The organism is Serratia sp. (in: enterobacteria) (assembly GCF_052400455.1).
Lineage (GTDB): Bacteria > Pseudomonadota > Gammaproteobacteria > Enterobacterales > Enterobacteriaceae > Serratia > Serratia ureilytica.
The window spans coordinates 3,074,773-3,093,074 of record NZ_CP185812.1; the positions used below are offsets into that span (position 1 = coordinate 3,074,773).

At 59.3% G+C, this 18,302-nt stretch carries 17 protein-coding genes and 1 pseudogene; 2 read left to right on the top strand and 16 right to left on the bottom strand.

Features of this window, described 5'->3' with window-relative positions; genetic code table 11:
- Position 1 precedes the first annotated feature (1 nt).
- The 16 genes and pseudogenes from ACORQT_RS15040 to ACORQT_RS15115 all read right to left on the bottom strand — a co-directional run bounded on the left by ACORQT_RS15040 (position 2) and on the right by ACORQT_RS15115 (position 17,111).
- Positions 2-406, bottom strand: a complete 405-nt coding sequence (locus ACORQT_RS15040; RefSeq protein ID WP_033643530.1) for a flagellar protein FlhE — start codon at positions 404-406, stop codon at positions 2-4.
- Entirely contained in the window at positions 406-2,484 is a 2,079-nt protein-coding gene (gene flhA / locus ACORQT_RS15045) for a flagellar biosynthesis protein FlhA (RefSeq protein WP_033643531.1), read from the bottom strand. The genes ACORQT_RS15040 and flhA overlap by 1 nt, the downstream gene beginning before the upstream one ends.
- A gap of 66 nt (positions 2,485-2,550) precedes the next feature.
- Positions 2,551-3,627, bottom strand: a pseudogene (gene flhB, locus ACORQT_RS15050) (flagellar biosynthesis protein FlhB); the annotation flags it as partial.
- Between the two features lie 165 nt (positions 3,628-3,792).
- The gene (gene cheZ, locus ACORQT_RS15055; protein ID WP_004934858.1) at positions 3,793-4,437 is read right to left on the bottom strand and encodes a protein phosphatase CheZ; all 645 of its coding nucleotides are present in this window, start codon (positions 4,435-4,437) and stop codon (positions 3,793-3,795) included.
- Between the two features lie 10 nt (positions 4,438-4,447).
- On the bottom strand, positions 4,448-4,837 hold the full coding sequence (cheY, locus tag ACORQT_RS15060; protein WP_004934862.1) for a chemotaxis response regulator CheY: 390 nt from the start codon (positions 4,835-4,837) through the stop codon (positions 4,448-4,450).
- Positions 4,838-4,939: 102 nt separating this feature from the next.
- A complete protein-coding gene (locus tag ACORQT_RS15065) occupies positions 4,940-5,989 on the bottom strand; it encodes a protein-glutamate methylesterase/protein-glutamine glutaminase (protein WP_033643532.1) in 1,050 nt (349 codons plus the stop codon).
- On the bottom strand, positions 5,989-6,861 hold the full coding sequence (gene cheR / locus ACORQT_RS15070; RefSeq protein WP_025159837.1) for a protein-glutamate O-methyltransferase CheR: 873 nt from the start codon (positions 6,859-6,861) through the stop codon (positions 5,989-5,991). Before cheR ends, ACORQT_RS15065 begins: the two co-directional genes overlap by 1 nt.
- Positions 6,862-6,898: 37 nt before the next feature.
- Positions 6,899-8,515 (bottom strand): methyl-accepting chemotaxis protein, encoded by a 1,617-nt coding sequence (locus tag ACORQT_RS15075; protein ID WP_033643533.1) that lies wholly within the window; start codon positions 8,513-8,515, stop codon positions 6,899-6,901.
- 75 nt (positions 8,516-8,590) lie between these two features.
- Positions 8,591-10,261, bottom strand: coding sequence for a methyl-accepting chemotaxis protein (gene tsr / locus ACORQT_RS15080; RefSeq protein ID WP_164057359.1), 1,671 nt, complete (start codon positions 10,259-10,261; stop codon positions 8,591-8,593).
- A 195-nt stretch (positions 10,262-10,456) separates the two neighbouring features.
- Positions 10,457-10,957, bottom strand: coding sequence for a chemotaxis protein CheW (gene cheW, locus ACORQT_RS15085; protein ID WP_025303271.1), 501 nt, complete (start codon positions 10,955-10,957; stop codon positions 10,457-10,459).
- Positions 10,958-10,989: 32 nt separating this feature from the next.
- Positions 10,990-13,005 (bottom strand): chemotaxis protein CheA, encoded by a 2,016-nt coding sequence (cheA, locus tag ACORQT_RS15090; RefSeq protein ID WP_164057360.1) that lies wholly within the window; start codon positions 13,003-13,005, stop codon positions 10,990-10,992.
- A complete protein-coding gene (gene motB, locus ACORQT_RS15095; RefSeq protein WP_033643536.1) occupies positions 13,002-14,066 on the bottom strand; it encodes a flagellar motor protein MotB in 1,065 nt (354 codons plus the stop codon). Before motB ends, cheA begins: the two co-directional genes overlap by 4 nt.
- Positions 14,063-14,953, bottom strand: a complete 891-nt coding sequence (gene motA, locus ACORQT_RS15100) for a flagellar motor stator protein MotA (protein ID WP_015378266.1) — start codon at positions 14,951-14,953, stop codon at positions 14,063-14,065. The genes motB and motA overlap by 4 nt, the downstream gene beginning before the upstream one ends.
- A gap of 145 nt (positions 14,954-15,098) precedes the next feature.
- Entirely contained in the window at positions 15,099-15,683 is a 585-nt protein-coding gene (flhC, locus tag ACORQT_RS15105; RefSeq protein WP_016927281.1) for a flagellar transcriptional regulator FlhC, read from the bottom strand.
- Complete coding sequence (gene flhD / locus ACORQT_RS15110) at positions 15,683-16,033, bottom strand: flagellar transcriptional regulator FlhD (protein WP_033643537.1); 351 nt, start codon at positions 16,031-16,033, stop codon at positions 15,683-15,685. The genes flhC and flhD overlap by 1 nt, the downstream gene beginning before the upstream one ends.
- An 829-nt stretch (positions 16,034-16,862) precedes the next feature.
- The gene (locus ACORQT_RS15115; RefSeq protein ID WP_164057361.1) at positions 16,863-17,111 is read right to left on the bottom strand and encodes a hypothetical protein; all 249 of its coding nucleotides are present in this window, start codon (positions 17,109-17,111) and stop codon (positions 16,863-16,865) included.
- Between the two features lie 279 nt (positions 17,112-17,390).
- On the opposite strand from ACORQT_RS15115, the gene ydgT reads away from it, so the two are divergent.
- Both ydgT and uspC read left to right on the top strand, forming a co-directional pair.
- The gene (ydgT, locus tag ACORQT_RS15120; protein WP_004934895.1) at positions 17,391-17,606 is read left to right on the top strand and encodes a transcription modulator YdgT; all 216 of its coding nucleotides are present in this window, start codon (positions 17,391-17,393) and stop codon (positions 17,604-17,606) included.
- Between the two features lie 197 nt (positions 17,607-17,803).
- Positions 17,804-18,223 (top strand): universal stress protein UspC, encoded by a 420-nt coding sequence (uspC, locus tag ACORQT_RS15125; RefSeq protein ID WP_033650858.1) that lies wholly within the window; start codon positions 17,804-17,806, stop codon positions 18,221-18,223.
- Positions 18,224-18,302: the final 79 nt, after the last annotated feature.

Here is an 18,302-nt window from a genome sequence, read left to right on the forward strand (position 1 = left end):
CTTACTGATAATTGACGATCACCTGATTGCCAATCACCCGCAGCGGCGGATTCAGCCCGCCTTGCGACTGCACGTAATAGACAAAACGCAATTCCGCATTGGCCGGCTCGCCCTGCAGACCGATGCTGCTGCCGCTGCCGCCGCCGAGCGGAATGCAGCGGTTTACCGTGCAAAGCTGGGCCTGCAGCCCCACGGGCTCTGGCCCCAGCAAACGGTAGCGCCAGCTGACGCTGGTGATGCGCGCATTGGCATCCGGCAGCGCGTTCGGCGGCCGCAAACCGGCGGATTCATCGCGCATCCCGCCCTGTTCCAGCGTGACCCCCGCCCCTTCAGCCACCCAGGAGCCGGACACCGCGCCGGCGGCTAGCGGCGCCAGCAAACACAACAAGGACAGACAGCGTTTCATCAGGCGGCTCCAATGGTCGAGGTCATGCGAATCTGGCGATCGTCGTTGATCTCCAGGTTGGACAGCACCACGAGCTGCGGCAGGCTGCGACGCAGGAAGCGCGCCAGTAAAGGACGCAGCGCATGGTTAACCAACAGCACCGGCGGCGCGCTGAGCATCTCTTGCCGTTGCAGCGCCTGACGCGCCTGCTCCAGCAGACGGTCAGCCAGCCCCGGCTCCAGACCGCCTCCGCCCTGCAACGCCTGCAGCAACAGGCGCTCCAGCTGGGTATCCAAGCCGATAACCTGAATCTCGCCGTTGCCCGGGAACCACTGCTGCGTGATCGCCCGGCCCAGCGCCACCCGCACCACGGTGGTCAATTCGTAAGGATCGCTCTGCGCCGGGGCATGTTCCGCCAGCGTTTCGACGATGGTGCGCATATCGCGGATGGACACGCGCTCGGCGAGCAGATTTTGCAGCACCTTGTGCAGCGTCGTCAGTGACACTACGCCCGGCACGAAGTCTTCGGTCAGCTTCGGCATCTCCTGCGACACGCGATCCAACAGCTGTTGGGTCTCCTGGCGGCCGAACAGCTCGCTGGCGAACTGGCCAATCAGGTGATTGAGGTGCGTCGCCACCACGGTGCTGGCTTCCACCACGGTAAAGCCCTGGATTTGCGCCTGTTCGCGCAAGGCGCTGTCTATCCACACCGCTTCCAGTCCGAAGGCGGGATCGACGGTTTTGTCTCCCGCCAGCTCGCCCACGGCATTGCCGGGGTTGATCGCCAGCCAGCGGCCCGGCTGCGCTTCACCGCTGCCGATCTCGACGCCTTTCATCAGGATGCGATAGCTGGCTGGCGGCAGTTCCAGGTTGTCGCGAATGTGCACCACCGGCGGCAGATAACCCATGTCCTGCGCGAATTTCTTGCGGATCCCGCGGATACGCCCAAGCAGCTCGCCGTTCTGTTGAAAGTCGACCATCGGAATCAACCGGTAGCCCACTTCCATCCCCAGCGGATCTTCCAACTGCACGTCGGCCCAGCTGGCCTCGGCGGCCTGCGGATTCTCCGGCATCACCGGATCTTCCACCGTTTTCGGCGCCTGTTGTTCACGGCCGCGCAGCCACCAGGCGAGGCCCAGCAGAGCCGCGGTAAACAGCAGGAACACCAGGTTCGGCATGCCCGGCACCAGGCCCAGCAGGCCCAGCACCCCGGCACTCAGCAGCATCACGCGCGGATTGTTGAACAGCTGGCCCACCATCTGCTCGCCGACATCCTGATCGGTCGCGACGCGGGTGACGATGACACCGGCGGCGGTGGAGATCACCAATGCCGGGATCTGCGCCACCAGGCCGTCACCGATGGTCAGCAGCGTATAGCTTTCCGCCGCCGCACCCAGTTCCATGCCGTGTTGCACCACGCCGACCAACAGGCCGCCGACCACGTTCAGCACCATGATCATCAGGCCGGCGATGGCGTCGCCGCGCACGAATTTACTGGCGCCGTCCATCGAGCCGTAAAAATCGGCCTCCTGGGTCACTTCGGCGCGGCGTTTCTTCGCTTCGTCTTCACCAATCAATCCGGCGTTCAAATCGGCGTCGATCGCCATCTGTTTACCCGGCATGCCGTCCAGCACGAAGCGCGCGCCCACTTCGGCGATACGCCCTGCACCTTTGGTAATTACCATAAAGTTGATCAGCACCAGGATGATGAACACCACGATGCCGATGGCGAAGTTGCCGCCCACCAGGAAGTGGCCGAAGGCTTCCACCACGCGCCCGGCGGCGGCGGAACCGGTGTGGCCTTCCAGCAAGATGATGCGCGTCGAGGCGACGTTGAGCGACAAACGCAGCAACGTGGAGAACAGCAGGATGGTCGGGAAAGCGGCGAACTCGAGCGTACGCTGGGTGAACATCGCCACCAGCAGCACCATGATCGACAGCGCGATGTTGAAGGTAAACAGCAGGTCGAGGATAAACGCCGGCAGCGGCAACACCATCATCGACAAAATCAGCAGGATCAGCACCGGGCCGGCCAGCACCTGCCACTGCGTATCTTTAAAATTGCCCGGCAAACGAAGCAGGGAGGCCAAATTAGCCATCAGAGTCATCTCTCTCGCAAAATCCAGTGCTTCCGGCACCGGTAAACGTTCAGGTTTTTTCGGGATCAGGCCGCCCTCGCGCCGCCAACGGCGCAGTTGGTACACCCAGGCCAGCACTTCGGCGACCGCGGCATACAGGGTGGCCGGAATGTGTTGTCCAATCTCGCTGTGCCGATACAGCGCGCGCGCCAGCGGCGGCGCCTCCAGCATCGGAATGCGGTGCTCCGCGCCGAGCTCGCGAATGCGCAAGGCGATTTCGCCGGCCCCCTTGGCCAGCACCTTCGGCGCACTCATTTTCTTGTCGTTGTACTGCAACGCGACGGCGTAGTGCGTCGGGTTGGTGACGATCACGTCCGCCTTAGGCACATCGGCCATCATGCGGCGCCGGGCGATCGCCCGCTGCTGCTGGCGAATGCGCCCCTTGACGTGCGGGTCCCCTTCCTGATCCTTGAATTCGTCGCGAATATCCTGCTTGGTCATCTTCAGCTTTTTGAAGTGGCTCCACAGCTGATAGAACACGTCAAACGCCACCATCGGCGTCAACCCCAGCACCACCAGAAAACCGCAGAACAGGATCATCTGCAGCGCATTGCCCAGCGCATCGAGCGGCTGCTGAGTCATCAGATGCAGCATCGCCGCCCAGTTGTGCCACAGATAAAGACCGGTGACCCAGCCGACCAGCGTCGCTTTCAGGATCCCTTTCAGCAGCTCGGCCAACACCTGGCTGGAAAAGATGCGTTTCAACCCGGACAGGGGGTTTAGCCGCTTCATATCGAACTTGATCGACTTGCCGCTGAACAAGATGCCCCCCAACAGCATTGGCGCGGCGAGCGCTACCAGCACCAGCCCCGCCATGATCGGCAGCAGCGCCAGCACCGCCTGACGCAGCAACATGCCCAACTGGCGAAGCATCTGCTTGTCGTTACTGACCATGCCGTGGTCAAAGTTCAGCCCTTGCGTGAGCATCGCCGCCAGCTGTTGCGCCATGTTGCTGCCGGACATCAGGATAATCGCCAGGCCCGAGAGCAACATCAGCACCGAGGTCAGCTCGCGGGAGCGCGGGATCTGGCCGTCTTCACGCGCCTTCTCCAGCCTGTGGGGCGTGGGGGCCTCGCTTTTTTCCAGATCGCTGTCTTCAGCCACGAAACGCCGTTCCTGTGTCGGGAGGGTAAAGAATGGCGGTCAGCATGCCAAAAAATTGGCGATGTCATTGGCGGAACAACGGGGAAAAAGGCGGGTTATTTAGGGGATGAGACGAAAACTGCGTGGCTTGTTGTCGGGGCGCGCCGTCGCGCGCCCCGAAAGGCCTCAGAAACCGAGGCTGTCGAGCAGATCGTCGACCTGCGCCTGGTTGGCGATCACGCCGACGCCGTTCTGGTCGAGCTGCGGGCCGTTCAGCAGGCTGTCGTTCGGCCGTTTTTCCTTCACCGGCTGCTCCGGCATGTTTTCCATCAGCACCATCAGCAGCTGCTTTTCGATCTCCTGCACCACGTCCATCATGCGCTTGATCACCTGACCGGTCAGATCCTGGAAGTCCTGCGCCATCATGATTTCCAGCAGCTGAGCGTTGGTGAAGGCCGTATGGCCCGGCACCTGATCCAGATACTGACGCGTGTCGTTGACCAGAGAACGCGCGTCGTCCAGTTCGATGGGATTGGCGAACCACTCGTCCCAGCGCCCTTTCAACGCGTTGGCGCCGGACTCCAGCTCCGCCTGGCGCGGTTGCGCCGCCTCCACGCAGTTCAACGCCCGTTCCGCCGCCTGCGCCGTCATGGTTACGACATAGTCAAGACGGTCGCGCGCATCCGGGATCGCCTCTGCCGCCTGGGCAATCGCCTGATCGAGCCCCAGTTCGCGCATGCTGTCGCGCAGCATTCGGGTCAGTTGGCCGATGCGGGAGATGATCTCTCCCGCGGTCGCTGCATCGCTGGCAGGCATTGGAATGTCTCTCATCGCCCTCTCCTTACATGCCCAATTTTTCAAAAATCTTGTTGAGCTTTTCTTCCAGCGTCGCCGCCGTAAAAGGTTTCACTACATAACCGCTGGCGCCGGCCTGCGCCGCCGCGATGATATTTTCTTTCTTGGCTTCCGCCGTCACCATCAGTACCGGCATCGCGGCCAGCGCGCTATCGGCGCGGATGGTCTGCAACAGTTCCAGCCCGTCCATGTTCGGCATGTTCCAGTCGGACACCACGAAGTCGAAACCGCCGGCGCGCAGCTTGTTCAGCGCATCCGCGCCATCTTCAGCTTCTTCGACGTTGTTGAAGCCCAGCTCTTTCAGCAAATTTCTGACGATGCGGCGCATGGTGGAGAAGTCGTCCACAACCAGAAATCTGAGGTTCTTGTCTGCCATTGTTACTCCTGAAATAGTTAACCGTTTAATGATGCAAAACCGCAGGCCGCCGCGCGGCGACCGTAGGTCATATCGCCGCCGGGCAAACCCTGCGGACTGAAATCAAATGCGCAATGCCTGGCCGCCGGAAATCTGCGCCAGCATGCGCTGGCTCATCCTGTCCAACTCGACCACTTCGCTGACGCCGCCGCCGGCGATCGCCTCGCGCGGCATGCCGAACACCACACAGCTCGCCTCGTTCTGCGCCAGGGTATAGGCCCCGGCGCGGTGCATCTCCAGCATTCCCGCCGCCCCGTCGTTCCCCATGCCGGTGAGGATCACCCCCACCGCATTGCGGCCGGCATATTGCGCTACCGAGCGGAACAGCACGTCGACCGACGGACGATGGCGGTTGACCGCCGGGCCGTCATGCAGCTTCACCTGATAGTTGGCGCCGCTGCGCGCCAGCTCCAGGTGGCGATCCCCCGGGGCGATGTAAGCGTGGCCCGGCAGCACGCGCTCGCCGTCCTCCGCTTCTTTCACCGTGATCTGGCACAGCTTGTTCAGCCGTTCGGCGAACGAACGGGTGAAACCCGGCGGCATGTGCTGGGTGATCAGCAGCGCCGGACTGGTGGCCGGCAGCGGCTGCAGCACCTGGCGGATCGCTTCGGTGCCGCCGGTGGAAGCGCCGATGGCGATCAGTTTTTCACTGCTCAGCAGCGGCGCATGGCTGAGGATCGCCGGCGCCGGGCTGCTGGATCGCTGCGGCAGGCGCGCTCTGGCGGCGGTGCGGATCTTCTCGGCAATCAGTTCGCTGTAGGCCAACATGCCCTCGCGAATGCCGAGCTGCGGTTTGGTGACGAAATCCACCGCGCCCAGCTCCAGCGCACGCAGCGTGATCTCCGAGCCTTTACCGGTCAGCGAAGAAACCATCACTACCGGCATCGGCCGCAGGCGCATCAGCTTCTCGAGGAAATCCAGCCCGTCCATGCGTGGCATCTCGACGTCCAGCGTCAGCACCTGAGGATTAAATTTTTTGATCAGATCGCGCGCCACCAGCGGATCCGGCGCGGTCGCCACCATTTCCATGTCGGGATGGCCGTTCACGATTTCCGTCATCAGCTGACGCATCAGTGCCGAATCGTCTACGCATAACACTCTGATTTTACTCATTACCTCTCCTTGGTCAGCCCATACACGGTCTGCCCACGCAAGTAGAAATCCCGGCTGATCTGGCTGAAGTTCTCGGAGTGGCCGGCGAACATCAGCCCCCCCGGCTTAAGCAAGGGAACGAAGCGGCGCAGGATGCGCTCCTGCGTCGCCTTATCGAAATAGATCATGACGTTGCGGCAAAAAATGGCGTCAAATTGCCCCGGCAGCGCCCATTCCGGCGCCAGCAGGTTCAACGGCTGGAAGTTCACCCGCGCCGCCAGTTCCGGCCGCACGCGCACCAGCCCCTGATGCGGCCCGGTGCCGCGCAGAAAATAGCGCTGCATTTGGGTCGGCGTCAGGGTGCGCAGATCTTCCTGGCGGTAAACGCCCGCTTCCGCTTTTTCCAACACCTGCGTGTCGATGTCGCTGGCCCAGACCTGGCAACTGCCGGCCCGCTGCCCCAGGGCATCGCTCAGCGTGATGGCGATCGAATACGGCTCTTCGCCGGTCGAGGCCGCAGTGCTCCAGACGCTGTAGCCGTTCGGCCGCGAGCGCGCATGCTCCGCCAGGATCGGGAAGTGATGCGCCTCGCGGAAAAATGCCGTCAGGTTGGTGGTCAATGCGTTGATGAACGCCTGCCACTCCGCGCTGTTCGGATCGCTTTCCAGCAGCGCCAGATAGTCGCCGAAATCGTGCAATCCCAGCAGCCGCAACCGGCGCACCAGGCGGTTGTAAACCATCTCGCGCTTATGCTCCGCCAGCACGATGCCGGCGCGTTGATAAATCAACTGGCTGATACGGCGAAAATGCACGTCCGACAGCGGCAGGCGCTGCACCATTTGCGTCAACATCGACGCAGTATCCCGGTTAGAAGTAGACGGCGCCTGTTTCATGCCGCCTCACCGGAGAAAAACGTGCTGTTTATGCGGTTTAACAATCTTGGGCTTCCTTTACCACGGGTGAAACTGCGTTGTTGCTGTTACCTGGCGCGACGACGTTATCGTCCGCCAGACGGAATACCGCGACCGCGTCGGCCAGGGTAATGGCCTGCTCTTCCAGCGCGGTGGCGGCAGAAGCGGATTCTTCCACCAGCGCGGCGTTCTGCTGGGTAACCTGGTCCATCTGGGTCACCGCCTGCGTCACCTGTTCGATGCCGCGGCTTTGTTCATCCGAAGCCGACGCGATCTCGCCCATGATGTCGGTCACGCGAGTTACCGAACGCACAATGTCCTGCATGGTGGCGCCGGAGTTTTCCACCAGCACCGAGCCGTGTTTGACGCGGCTGACCGATTCGTCGATCAGCACCTTGATCTCTTTCGCCGCCTGCGCGCTGCGGCTCGCCAGATTGCGCACTTCACCGGCCACCACGGCGAAACCCCGCCCCTGTTCGCCGGCGCGCGCCGCTTCCACCGCCGCATTGAGCGCCAGAATGTTGGTCTGGAAGGCGATGCCGTCGATCACGCTGGTGATGGCGCCGATTTTCTGCGAACTGTTGGCGATATCGTGCATGGTGGTGACCACGTCACCGGCCAGTTCGCCGCCCTTGGCCGCGGTGGCCGAGGCATCACGCGCCAGCTGAGACGCCTGCCGCGCATTGTCGGCGTTCTGTTTCACCGTCGCGGTCAGCTGTTCCATGCTGGCGGCGGTTTCTTCCAGCGACGCGGCCTGCTGCTCGGTGCGGGAAGAGAGATCGTTGTTGCCTTCGGCGATCTCCTGCAGGCCGATCAGAATCGACTCCGCCCCGTCGCGCACCGCGCCGACGGTGCCGATCAGCGACTGCTGCGTGCGTTGCAGGCTGGCGAACAGCATGCTGATTTCATTACGGCCGTACACCTGAATCGGCGTCGCCAGATCGCCGGCGGCGATGCGTTCAAAGTGGCTGCGGATTTGGTTCAGCGGCTGTATCAGCATGGTGCGCAACCACCACATGGCGCTGCCGGTCACCACGATCAGCATCAATACCGCCCCCGCCAGCATCAGGCCCGCCAGCGTGAAGGAGAACTGATTAGCGTCTCTGGCCTCGCTGATGTCACCGTTCACCAACTGCAGGTACTGCACGAAGTCGGCCTCGAACAGGTCCTGGGTTTTCTGCGTCGGCTGATCCATAAACGCCTGCAGCTCGCCCTTTTCCAGGAAGCCGATCAGCTCGCGCAGCGCGCCGCGCAGCCGCTCGTAGCTGGCCTTGGTGGTGGCCGTCTGCTGGTTCTGCTGTTCACTGCTGCGTTCAACCGCCATAAACTGATTGAAATAGAGATCGGCCTTCTGCAGCGAACTGCGGGCGTTGCTCATCAGCTCGTTCACCTGCTCCTGCGGCAGTTTCAGCGCCGCGCGGGTGCCGGCGCGGTTCAGCGTATTGCGCGCCTGCAACAGCGACACCCAGCTCAGGCTGAGCGAATCGCGCTGCTGGCTGCCGAGGGTGATGATGTCGAGGTTATGGTTATCGGAGCGAAACGCGGAATACGACAGGCCGCTGCTGGCCAACTGCAGAACGCAGAAGGTCATCAACAACAGGAATAAGCTGGTAGAGATACGGATTCGGTTAAACACTTGAACCTCCTTGCAGCCGGCCGGCGACCGGCCTACGTAGGGAAAAGGGCCTCAGCGAGAGAGGCCCGATACCGGTCAGAACGTTTCCCAGTTATCCTGCAGATCGCTGGCGTTCATTTTCTTATGATTGATTACCGGTGTTACCGTCGCCTTGCTGGTGACAGGCGCTTTAAATTCTTCCTGGCCTTCCTGCCTCAGACGGAATACCGCTACCGACTGGTTCAGCATGCTGGCCTGTTCTTCCAGCGCCGCCGCCGCCGAGGCGGATTCTTCCACCAACGAGGCGTTCTGCTGGGTGACGCGGTCCATTTCCGCCACCGCCTGGCCAACCTGATCGATGCCGCGGCTCTGCTCGTCCGACGCCGAGGCGATTTCGCCCATGATGTCGGTCACGCGGGTGACGGCGTTGACGATGTCGCCCATGGTTTCCCCGGCGCTCTCGACCAGCACGGAACCCATATCGACGCGGCTGACCGAATCTTCGATCAGGCCTTTGATCTCTTTCGCCGCCTGTGCGCTGCGCTGCGCCAGGTTACGCACTTCACCGGCCACCACCGCGAAGCCACGGCCCTGTTCGCCGGCGCGCGCCGCTTCCACCGCGGCGTTCAGCGCCAGGATGTTGGTCTGGAAGGCGATGCCGTCGATCACGCCGGTGATATCGGCGATCTTCTGCGAGCTGCCGGCGATGTCATGCATGGTCTGCACTACGTTAGCCACGACCTTGCCGCCTTTCTGCGCGGTTTCAGAGGCGCTCAGCGCCAGTTGCGAAGCCTGACGCGCGTTTTCGGCGTTCTGTTTCACCGTCGCGGTCAGCTGTTCCATGCTGGCGGCGGTCTCTTCCAGCGACGCGGCCTGCTGCTCGGTGCGGGAAGAGAGATCGTTGTTGCCCGCGGCGATTTCGGACGCGCCGCTGTAGATGGCGTCTGCGCCCTGGCGCACGCCGCTGACGGTTTCAATCAGTTCGCCTTGCATGTGTTTCAGGCTGGCCGCCAGCACGCCCATTTCGTTGCGGCTGTTGACGACGATCTGCTGAGTCAGGTCGCCGGCGGCGATCTGTTTGATGTGCTCGATCATGCGGTTCAGCGGACGCACCAGGATGTGATGGATACCGGTCCAGACCAGTACGATCACCGCCAGCACCACCACCAGGATCACGATCAGCGTCCAGATGGCCGAGTTGTAGGAGCTGTTGCTGCCGTCGACCGCGATTTGGTACAGCTTGCCGTTTTGCTCCAGGTAAACGTTGTAGCTCTGCTCAAAGTTGTCCTGGTAACTCTGCGTAGGTTGATCGAAGAACGCGTTGATTTTGCCTTCGCCCAGCAGTTGGATCAGCTCGGAGAGCGCGCCGTACAGCACATCGTACTGATGCTTGAGGCGTTCCGCCGCCTGAGGATCCTGACGCGGGTCCTGAGGGATTTTCTCGTACGCGGCGTAGTGTCTTTCCGCTTCACCCAGCTCTTCCTTCGCCTTGGCCAGCAGTTCATCAATGGTGGCGCCGCTGCCGATCTTGTTGGTATCCATCATGTAGCGAATACCGGCACGGTTCAGGGAGTTGCGCGCCTGCAGCAGGTCAACGCGGCTTTCGCTCAGCTGCAGCTGCTGCTGACGAATAGTTTGCAGGACGGTAAAGTTTTCCTTATCGCTTTTCAGCGAGGAGAAAAAGAGTCCGCCCGAAATCAACTGCAAGGCGCCAAACAGCACCAACACCAGCAACAGGCTGGTGACCACCTTCATACGATTTAACATGATTTCCCTTGTTGAAGCCCGCGCAGACAGGCTCTGATGACGTTGAATGTGAGAGTTATCGGCGCAGCGCGGCAAAACTTTATGCGGGAAAGTAACTATTTTTAGTGGGGGTTCCGGGCGCGGCGGGCGGCATCGCGACAGGTCAGGGAACGTGAAGGTTGAAGGGGGCAGCGCCCTGCCCCCTTGAGTCTTGGATCAGACGCTTTTCGCCACGCTGTCGACCAGCGACATCTCTTCGCTGCTCAGCAGCTTTTCGATATCCACCAGGATCAACATGCGCTCGCCCAGCGAACCGAGGCCGGTGAGGTATTCGGTCGCCAGGGTCACCGCGAACTCCGGCGCCGGACGGATCTGCTCGGCGGTCAATGACAGCACGTCGGAGACGCCGTCAACCACGATGCCCACCACGCGCTGGCCAAAGTTCAACACGATCACCACGGTGTTCTCATCATAGGAAACACTCTGCTGGGAGAATTTCACCCGCAGATCGATGATGGGAACAATCACGCCGCGCAGGTTGGTGACGCCCTTGATGAACGCCGGGGTGTTGGCGATGCGGGTCACCTGATCGTAGCCGCGAATTTCCTGCACCTTGAGGATGTCGATGCCGTACTCCTCGTTGCCCAGGGTAAAAATCAGAAACTCTTGCCCTACCGTTTCGCCAGCCAATTTGCTGACGGCTGCCAATCCTGCCATATCATTCACCTTTTAAATCAATAAACTCATTATTATGCGGCGGCGTCCGTCAGACGCTTTTCACGGTTCAAGGTTTGCAACGCCGAGACATCGACGATCAAGGCCACGCTGCCGTCGCCCAAAATGGTCGCGGCGGAAATGCCCGGCACTTTGCGGTAGTTGCTTTCCAGATTCTTCACCACCACCTGATGCTGGCCAATCAGCTGATCCACCAGCAACGCATAGCGGCGGCCGGCGCTTTGCAGGATCACCACGATGCCCTGGGTGGCGTCGGTTTTGGCGCCTTCCACTTCGAATACCCGATACAGTTCCACCAGCGGCAGGTATTCGCCGCGCACCTGCAGCACGCGTTCGCCGCCGGCCAGCGGGTGCAAGTCTTCCGCCTGCGGCTGCAGCGATTCCATCACCGCGTTCAGCGGCAGAATAAAGACTTCGTCGTTCACTTTGACAGACATGCCGTCGAGGATCGCCAGCGTCAACGGCAGCAGAATGCGGATGGTGGTGCCTTTACCGGCCTGCGAACGGATCTCGACGTGGCCGCCCATCTCCTGAATATTTCTTTTCACCACGTCCATGCCGACGCCGCGGCCGGAAACGTCGGTCACCTGCTCGGCGGTGGAGAAGCCCGGCGCGAAGATCAGCATGCCGACCTCTTCGTCGCTCATGCTGTCGCTCACCGCCAGCCCTTGCGAAGCGGCCTTGGCGAGAATTTTTTCGCGGTTCAGACCGGCGCCGTCGTCGATGACCTCAATACAGATGTTGCCGCCCTGGTGTTCGGCCGACAGCACCAGATTGCCCACCGCCGATTTACCGGCGGCGATGCGGGTAGCCGGCTCTTCGATACCGTGATCGAGGCTGTTGCGCACCAGGTGCGTCAACGGGTCGATAATCCGTTCGATCAGGCTCTTATCCAGTTCGGTCGAGCTGCCCTGCAGCGTCAGCTCCACCTGTTTGTTCAGCTTGCCGGCCAGATCGCGCACCAGACGCGGGTAGCGGCTGAAGACGTATTCCATCGGCATCATGCGGATCGACATCACCGATTCCTGCAGATCGCGTGCGTTACGTTCCAGCTGGCTCATGCTGTTCAGCAGATCGCCGTGGTTCACCGGATCCAGCGTGCCGGAACGTTGCGCCAGCATCGACTGGGTGATCACCAGCTCGCCCACCAGGTTGATCAGCTGATCCACCTTTTCCACCGCTACGCGAATGCTGGTGGATTCGCTCGCCTTGGCGCGCGCTTTCGGCGCTTCCGCCGCTGCGGCCGCCGGTTTGGCGGCAGGCAGCGCAGCGCTGGCGACCGGCGCCGGTTCCGGCGCAGCGACCGTCTCCGGCAAGTTCGCCTCCGCGACGACCGGCGCGCTTTGCGTCGGCGTCGAGAAGCTGATTTGTTCCGGTTCCAGCACGAAGCACAGCACGGCGCTGATGTCGTCTTCGCTGGCGGAGGTGAGCAACGTCACGTCCAGGCTGTGTTCCGTCTGATGCGGGTCTTTAACTTCGCCGAGGTTGCCCAGCTCTTCCAACATCAAGGGGATTTCACTGGCTTTCAGCCCGTTCAGGCTGATGCGCATGCCGCCTTCGATCGCCGCCGGCGCGGCCGATGGCTGAGCGACCGGCTGCTGAACGGCGGGTTGAGCCGCAGGCGCCTCCTGCTGCTGTTGCGCTTCCAACGCCAGCTGACGCAGCGCCTGGCAAATGTATTCAAAGCTTTCAGCGTCAGGCTGTTGCGAGGTTTTATAGGCGTCCAGTTGCTCCTGCATAATGTCTTTGGTTTCCAGAAACAGGTTGATAATCTCGGTGCTCAGGCTCATTTCCTGGCGTCTTGCACCGTCCAGCAGGTTCTCCAGCAGATGGGTGGTTTCCTGCAGCACCGAAAAACCAAAGGTCGCCGCGCCGCCCTTGATCGAATGCGCCGCGCGGAAGATGGCGTTCAACGGCTCGATATCGGGGGCCAACGGATCCAGCTCCAGCAGGTGTTGCTCCATGTCGGCCAGCAACTCGTCCGCCTCATCAAAGAAGGTCTGATAAAAATCGCTAATGTCCATGCTCACGGGGTCACCTCTGGCTGTGAGTCGCGGTTAGTCGGTGCGGGTGCGGCCGCCGGTGGTTCCGGCGCCTGGTCGGCCGGGGCTATCGCCGGGGACGCCTGCGGGGGAGCGTTCGGCGTTGGCGCCGCGGGTTCCGGGGCTGTCGTCGAGGATTCCGGCGTTTGGCTGGCCGGCGCGGTCGCCGACGGCGCCAGCTGCTTCAGGCTGTCCGGCTGGGCAATATCCAGCGCGTTGCTTTCGGCATTTTCGTGCTCGATGCCCTCTTGCGTTTGCTTGTTCAACACCAGTACGGTGATGCGGCGGTTAATCGCATCATCGGCGCCATGCTGTTTCAGGCTCATGGTGGCCGCCATGCCTACCACCCGCAGCACTTTGCCTTCCGCCAGGCCGCCGGCGATCAGCTCGCGACGCGACGCGTTGGCGCGATCGGCCGACAGTTCCCAGTTGCTGTAGCCGCGTTCGCCGGTGGCGTAAGGGATGTCATCGGTGTGGCCGGACAGGCTGATTTTGTTCGGCAAGTCGTTAAGGATCGGCGCTATCGCGCGCAGAATATCGCGCATGTAGCTCTCGACCTGCGCGCTGCCGGTTTTGAACATCGGCCGGTTCTGGCTATCGATAATCTGGATGCGCAGCCCTTCGTCCATCATGTTGATCAACAGATGTGGACGCAGCGCCTTCAGGCGCGGATCGGACTCAATCAACTCATCCAGCTTTTCACGCAGCTTGTTCAGGCGCAGCTCTTCGGCGCGCGAGTCCGGCGAATCGACCTGTTTTTTCACCAGGCCATGCTGTTGCGTTGGATCGTCGCCGCCGCCAGGAATGGGGCTGCTTTCGGAACTGCTCTTGTCGCCGCTGGTCAGGGCAACCTTGAGCGGCGTGCGGAAGTATTCGGCGATTTGCGTCAGCTCCTGCGGGCTGGCGATCGCCAGCAGCCACATCACCAGGAAGAACGCCATCATCGCCGTCATAAAGTCGGCATAAGCGATCTTCCAGGAGCCGCCGTGATGGGCGGCATGATGCGACTTGCGCTTTCTGACCAAAACGACCGGATGATTCTGTTTCATGCTTCTTCTTCTTCCGTCGCCTGCTGCGCCGGCGCTTTCACGCGGCGCACGTGTTCTTCCAGCTCAACGAAAGAAGGACGTTCGGTGGTATACAGCGTTTTACGGCCGAACTCGACCGCGATCTGCGGCGCGTAACCGTTCAGGCTCGACAACAGCGTGACTTTGATGCACTGCATCATCTTGACGTTTTCGGCGCTCTTCTGACGCAGCAACGTCGCCAGCGGCGAGATGAAGCCGTAGGCCAGCAAAATGCCGAGGAAAGTACCGACCATGGCGTTAGCGATCAGCGCGCCCAGTTCAGCGGCCGGACGGTCAGCCGAAGCCAGGGCGTGCACCACCCCCATCACCGCCGCGACGATGCCGAACGCCGGCAAGGAGTCGCCCACCATCGCCAGACTGCCGGCGGGCACTTCGCTTTCCTGCTCGTAGGTTTCGATCTCTTCGTCCATCAGCGCTTCGATCTCGAACGCATTCATATTGCCGCTCACCATCAGCCGTAAATAGTCGGTAATGAACTCCACCAGGGTGTTATCGGCAAGGATGCGCGGATAATTAGAGAAAATTTCACTTTCTTGCGGATTATCGATATCGAACTCGAGCGACAGCATGCCCTGCTGACGCGATTTGGCCAGCAGACGGAACAGCAACGCCATCAGATCCATATACAGATCTTTGTTGTATTTGGAACGGCGCATCAGGCGCGGCAGGGCGCGCAGCGTCGCTTTGATCGCCTTGCCGTTGTTGCCGACGATGAAAGCGCCGACCCCCGCCCCGCCGATAATCAGAAACTCCGCCGGCTGATAGAGCGCACCGAGATGACCGCCCACGATCAGGTAGCCGCCAAACACCGCACCCAATACCACGAGATAACCCAAAATAACTAGCACACGCATTCCTTAAATTAACAATGTGGATGGAAGGTGGGGCAAACGCGCCCTGGCGCGACAGACCAGGCTGCATGTCTGGGGGCGGCATGCCGCCCCTGCGTATCACACGTCGGTATTCATTGCCGAGAGCCGGCAACGTGGCGGCTCAAATGGCGCGTTTGACCTGCTCGTCCAGCAGTTGAGGAATAATATCGGCCAGTTGCGGCGAAAGTTTACGTCTTTTTACGGCGCGGGATGGGGGTTGGCATAAACTGCAGATGAAACCGTTCAGCGGCTGGTGCGCGTGGGTGATAAATGCGCCGCCGCAGCAGCTGCAGGCGGAGAGCTGCAACATGCCGCTGTCGACGAAGCGCACCAGCGTCCAGGCGCGGGTCAACGCCAGCAACGGCGCCTCGCCGGCCTGCTGCGGGCACTGCTCCAGGTAGAGGCGATAGGCTTTGATCACCGCTTCCACCCCGCTGCACTGTCCGCTTTTCATCAGAAACAGGTAGGCGTTATAAAACATCGAGGAATGAATATTCTGTTCCCAGGTCATAAACCAGTCGGTTGAGAACGGCAACATTCCTTTTGGCGGCGGGCTGCCGCGCAACTCCTTGTAAAGTTTAATCAAGCGCCCGCGGCTGAGCTGGGTTTCACTCTCCAGCATCTGCAAACGGGCCCCCAGCGAAATCAGCTCCATGGCGAGCTGAATGTCCTTGGCTTCTTGAACAATGCTTTTCTCAACCATCATCAGGCTCTTTTCTTCGTCGGGCTAGCGTCTTTACTCGATAGCTCTTGCAGTAAATGGCTTGATAGCAAAATGCCGGTATGGATTTGTTGCAGATCGTCGACGCGCGACTCTTTGGTCAGGCGTTCGATGGTCTGGTGATCGTTAAAGCGGAAGTGGCAAACCAGCTGGTTGGTCTCGGCCAGTTTGACCATTTGCGGCAAAGTCAGCTGCGCCAACGCATCGGCCATGGTCTCATCAATACCAAGGCGGAACATCGCGGACGCTTTTTCATCGTTGATCAAACGCTGTGCTAAAAGTAAATATGACAAATTGATGTCATAAATATGCTTAAGTAATTCAGACGTACCCATATTCCCCATCCCGACAGACTATGTTTAAAAACATACGCTGGGTGATAAATTTTATCGCCCGTGACCTGGGTTGTTTCCCAAAGTTGGCAAATTAATCTCTCAAAAACGACTGCTATAATTTTCGCCAATCGCTAAATTCGACCACTGTTCAGTATTTGCTACGAGCGTAAACCAACGTGTATGGATGTACAGCATTCTGCTTCGATAGTGTTTAGTCACCATGAAACTATTTTTACAAATTTAATAAGATTATTCCTAAAGCAGCGCAACTCTACCCCCGAACCATTAGCACACACAATGTAAGTGAGAGGCAATTTTAAATACAATGTGACATAGATCACAAAAATAAAAAATAATTAAGCCAAATACCCCTAAATTCGCACATTTTATGACCCGCATTTTGCTCACAAAATCGCCTTAGGTAAAAAAACGTCTTAAAAACAATGTTTATCAGCCAAAAAATTATCTTTTTTAGATCAATTCGAACAAAACCATCACCAAACCAAAATAACAGAACAAAAATCTGCATATAGGCAACAATCTTAGTATAAATAACCATTTGAGCCGCTAAAAAATATCCGAGGTGAAAAATAACCAATGTAAACTATAAGGTTATTAGCTATCGGATTTGACTTAAACCCTCCGCAGAGGGTTGTTCTAATTTTCAACATCAGGTGATTATGGCTTATCAATGATTCGCTGGCGTAGTGAACAAGCCAATAGACGTAACGATATGTTTCCGTATTAGCGCGGCGCAAGAATGGTTTTTTAACGTTAAATTGCCCCAAAACGACATATCGGCAGCACATCCTAAAGCTTTAGCGTTTTTTTATTTCTTTTTTGCCGGCGCATTAATTACCACGCCGTTCCAGACGTTATTAAAATTCCCGCGCCCCATCGTTTCATTGCAATAAAATAAAACGCAGTTTTGTTTTACTTGCCATAATCGCGCAGACCAAACAGGCGCAGTTTCAATGCCGACAGCGGCAACATACATCGCCTCGTGCTGCGACCGCCCTCCGGACAGGTGAAAAAAACGCCGCCAAAGGAGAGCGAGCGCGGCTTCGCGCGCTTGCACGCAGCGGAAACGTCGACGCTTAAGCTTCTCGTTCGTGAAGCATCGCCCTGAGACTTTCCCTATTTCTTCATTTATCAGCAGGATGAGATTGCTGATGCCGCACTTGCATATTATGATTTATCCCAGCGCCGCCACGGGCAGCGTCACATTATTACCCAGTGCAATTTATTCACTTGAAATGATTTTTGTCAGGTCGTACATCGCTGCCTCGACGGCGTCGCCGTGAGCCGCTATGTGTTATTCACCCGGCTTTAACTATTAACAGGCTATATTTTAATCATGACCGATACGCTCGAATATCTGCTGACATTCCGTAAATGCTCCTCTTTGGACAGCCTGGAGAAGGTGTACGACAAACTGAACTATTCCATTGAAAACGATACAGAAATGAGCAATATGTACCGCGCTGCCGACCACCGTCGCGCCGAGCTGGTTGCCGGTAAATTGTTCGATCTGGGCAAGGTGCCGAAAACGCTGTGGGCGCAGGTGCTTTAATTCAGTGAAATTACGTGCGGCAACGGTTTTATCTTTTATTGCTATATAACCGGAGCAAACTCAGCTTTTATTGCCGCGCGTGATGCGAAACACATTTATTCCCCCCGCCAGGTTCTACCCTTTATCCGAGCGCAGCATTTCATCCAAGGCCCCGACGCGGCAGCCTGAAACACGACGGATGCAACAAGGAGTGGAATATGGGGTATCAAAACGTTCTGGTTACTGTCGCCGTCGCGCCTGACAGCCATCGCCTGGTGGAAAAGGCCGTCTCTATCGTCCGCCCCTACGGCGGCAACATCACCCTGTTAAGCACCCTCGCCAATCCGGAAATGTACAATAATTTCGCCGGGCCGATGCTGGCCGATTTGCGCACGCTGATGGAAGAGGAAACCCGGCTGTTTATGGAGGAACTGCGCCAACGCGCCGGCTACCCGATCGCCGATACCCTTATCGTGCATGGCGAGCTTGGCGACAGCCTGGAATTCGCCAGCCGCCGTCAGCCGTTCGACCTGCTGCTCTGCGGCAATCACCGCGACAGCATGATGAACAAAGTCTCCTGTTCCGCCGCCCGCTTCATCAACATCAGCCATATCGACGTGCTGATCGTTCCGCTCTGAGGCTAAGCACATTCGGTAACGTTGCCTTGGCGCCCCTGGACTAGGCTTAACGAACCTTGTTTGTCGCAACACAAAGGAG

Bases quoted from the DNA above. Each gene is read 5' to 3' on its own strand.
- cheW (WP_025303271.1), bottom strand. From the start codon at position 10,957: ATGGCAGGATTGGCAGCCGTCAGCAAATTGGCTGGCGAAACGGTAGGG.
- ACORQT_RS15040 (WP_033643530.1), bottom strand. From the start codon at position 406: ATGAAACGCTGTCTGTCCTTGTTGTGTTTGCTGGCGCCGCTAGCCGCC.
- ydgT (WP_004934895.1), top strand. From the start codon at position 17,391: ATGACCGATACGCTCGAATATCTGCTGACATTCCGTAAATGCTCCTCT.
- flhC (WP_016927281.1), bottom strand. From the start codon at position 15,683: ATGATGGTTGAGAAAAGCATTGTTCAAGAAGCCAAGGACATTCAGCTC.
- tsr (WP_164057359.1), bottom strand. From the start codon at position 10,261: ATGTTAAATCGTATGAAGGTGGTCACCAGCCTGTTGCTGGTGTTGGTG.
- flhD (WP_033643537.1), bottom strand. From the start codon at position 16,033: ATGGGTACGTCTGAATTACTTAAGCATATTTATGACATCAATTTGTCA.
- ACORQT_RS15065 (WP_033643532.1), bottom strand. From the start codon at position 5,989: ATGAGTAAAATCAGAGTGTTATGCGTAGACGATTCGGCACTGATGCGT.
- cheR (WP_025159837.1), bottom strand. From the start codon at position 6,861: ATGAAACAGGCGCCGTCTACTTCTAACCGGGATACTGCGTCGATGTTG.
- flhA (WP_033643531.1), bottom strand. From the start codon at position 2,484: ATGGCTAATTTGGCCTCCCTGCTTCGTTTGCCGGGCAATTTTAAAGAT.
- cheY (WP_004934862.1), bottom strand. From the start codon at position 4,837: ATGGCAGACAAGAACCTCAGATTTCTGGTTGTGGACGACTTCTCCACC.
- motB (WP_033643536.1), bottom strand. From the start codon at position 14,066: ATGAAACAGAATCATCCGGTCGTTTTGGTCAGAAAGCGCAAGTCGCAT.
- uspC (WP_033650858.1), top strand. From the start codon at position 17,804: ATGGGGTATCAAAACGTTCTGGTTACTGTCGCCGTCGCGCCTGACAGC.
- cheZ (WP_004934858.1), bottom strand. From the start codon at position 4,437: ATGAGAGACATTCCAATGCCTGCCAGCGATGCAGCGACCGCGGGAGAG.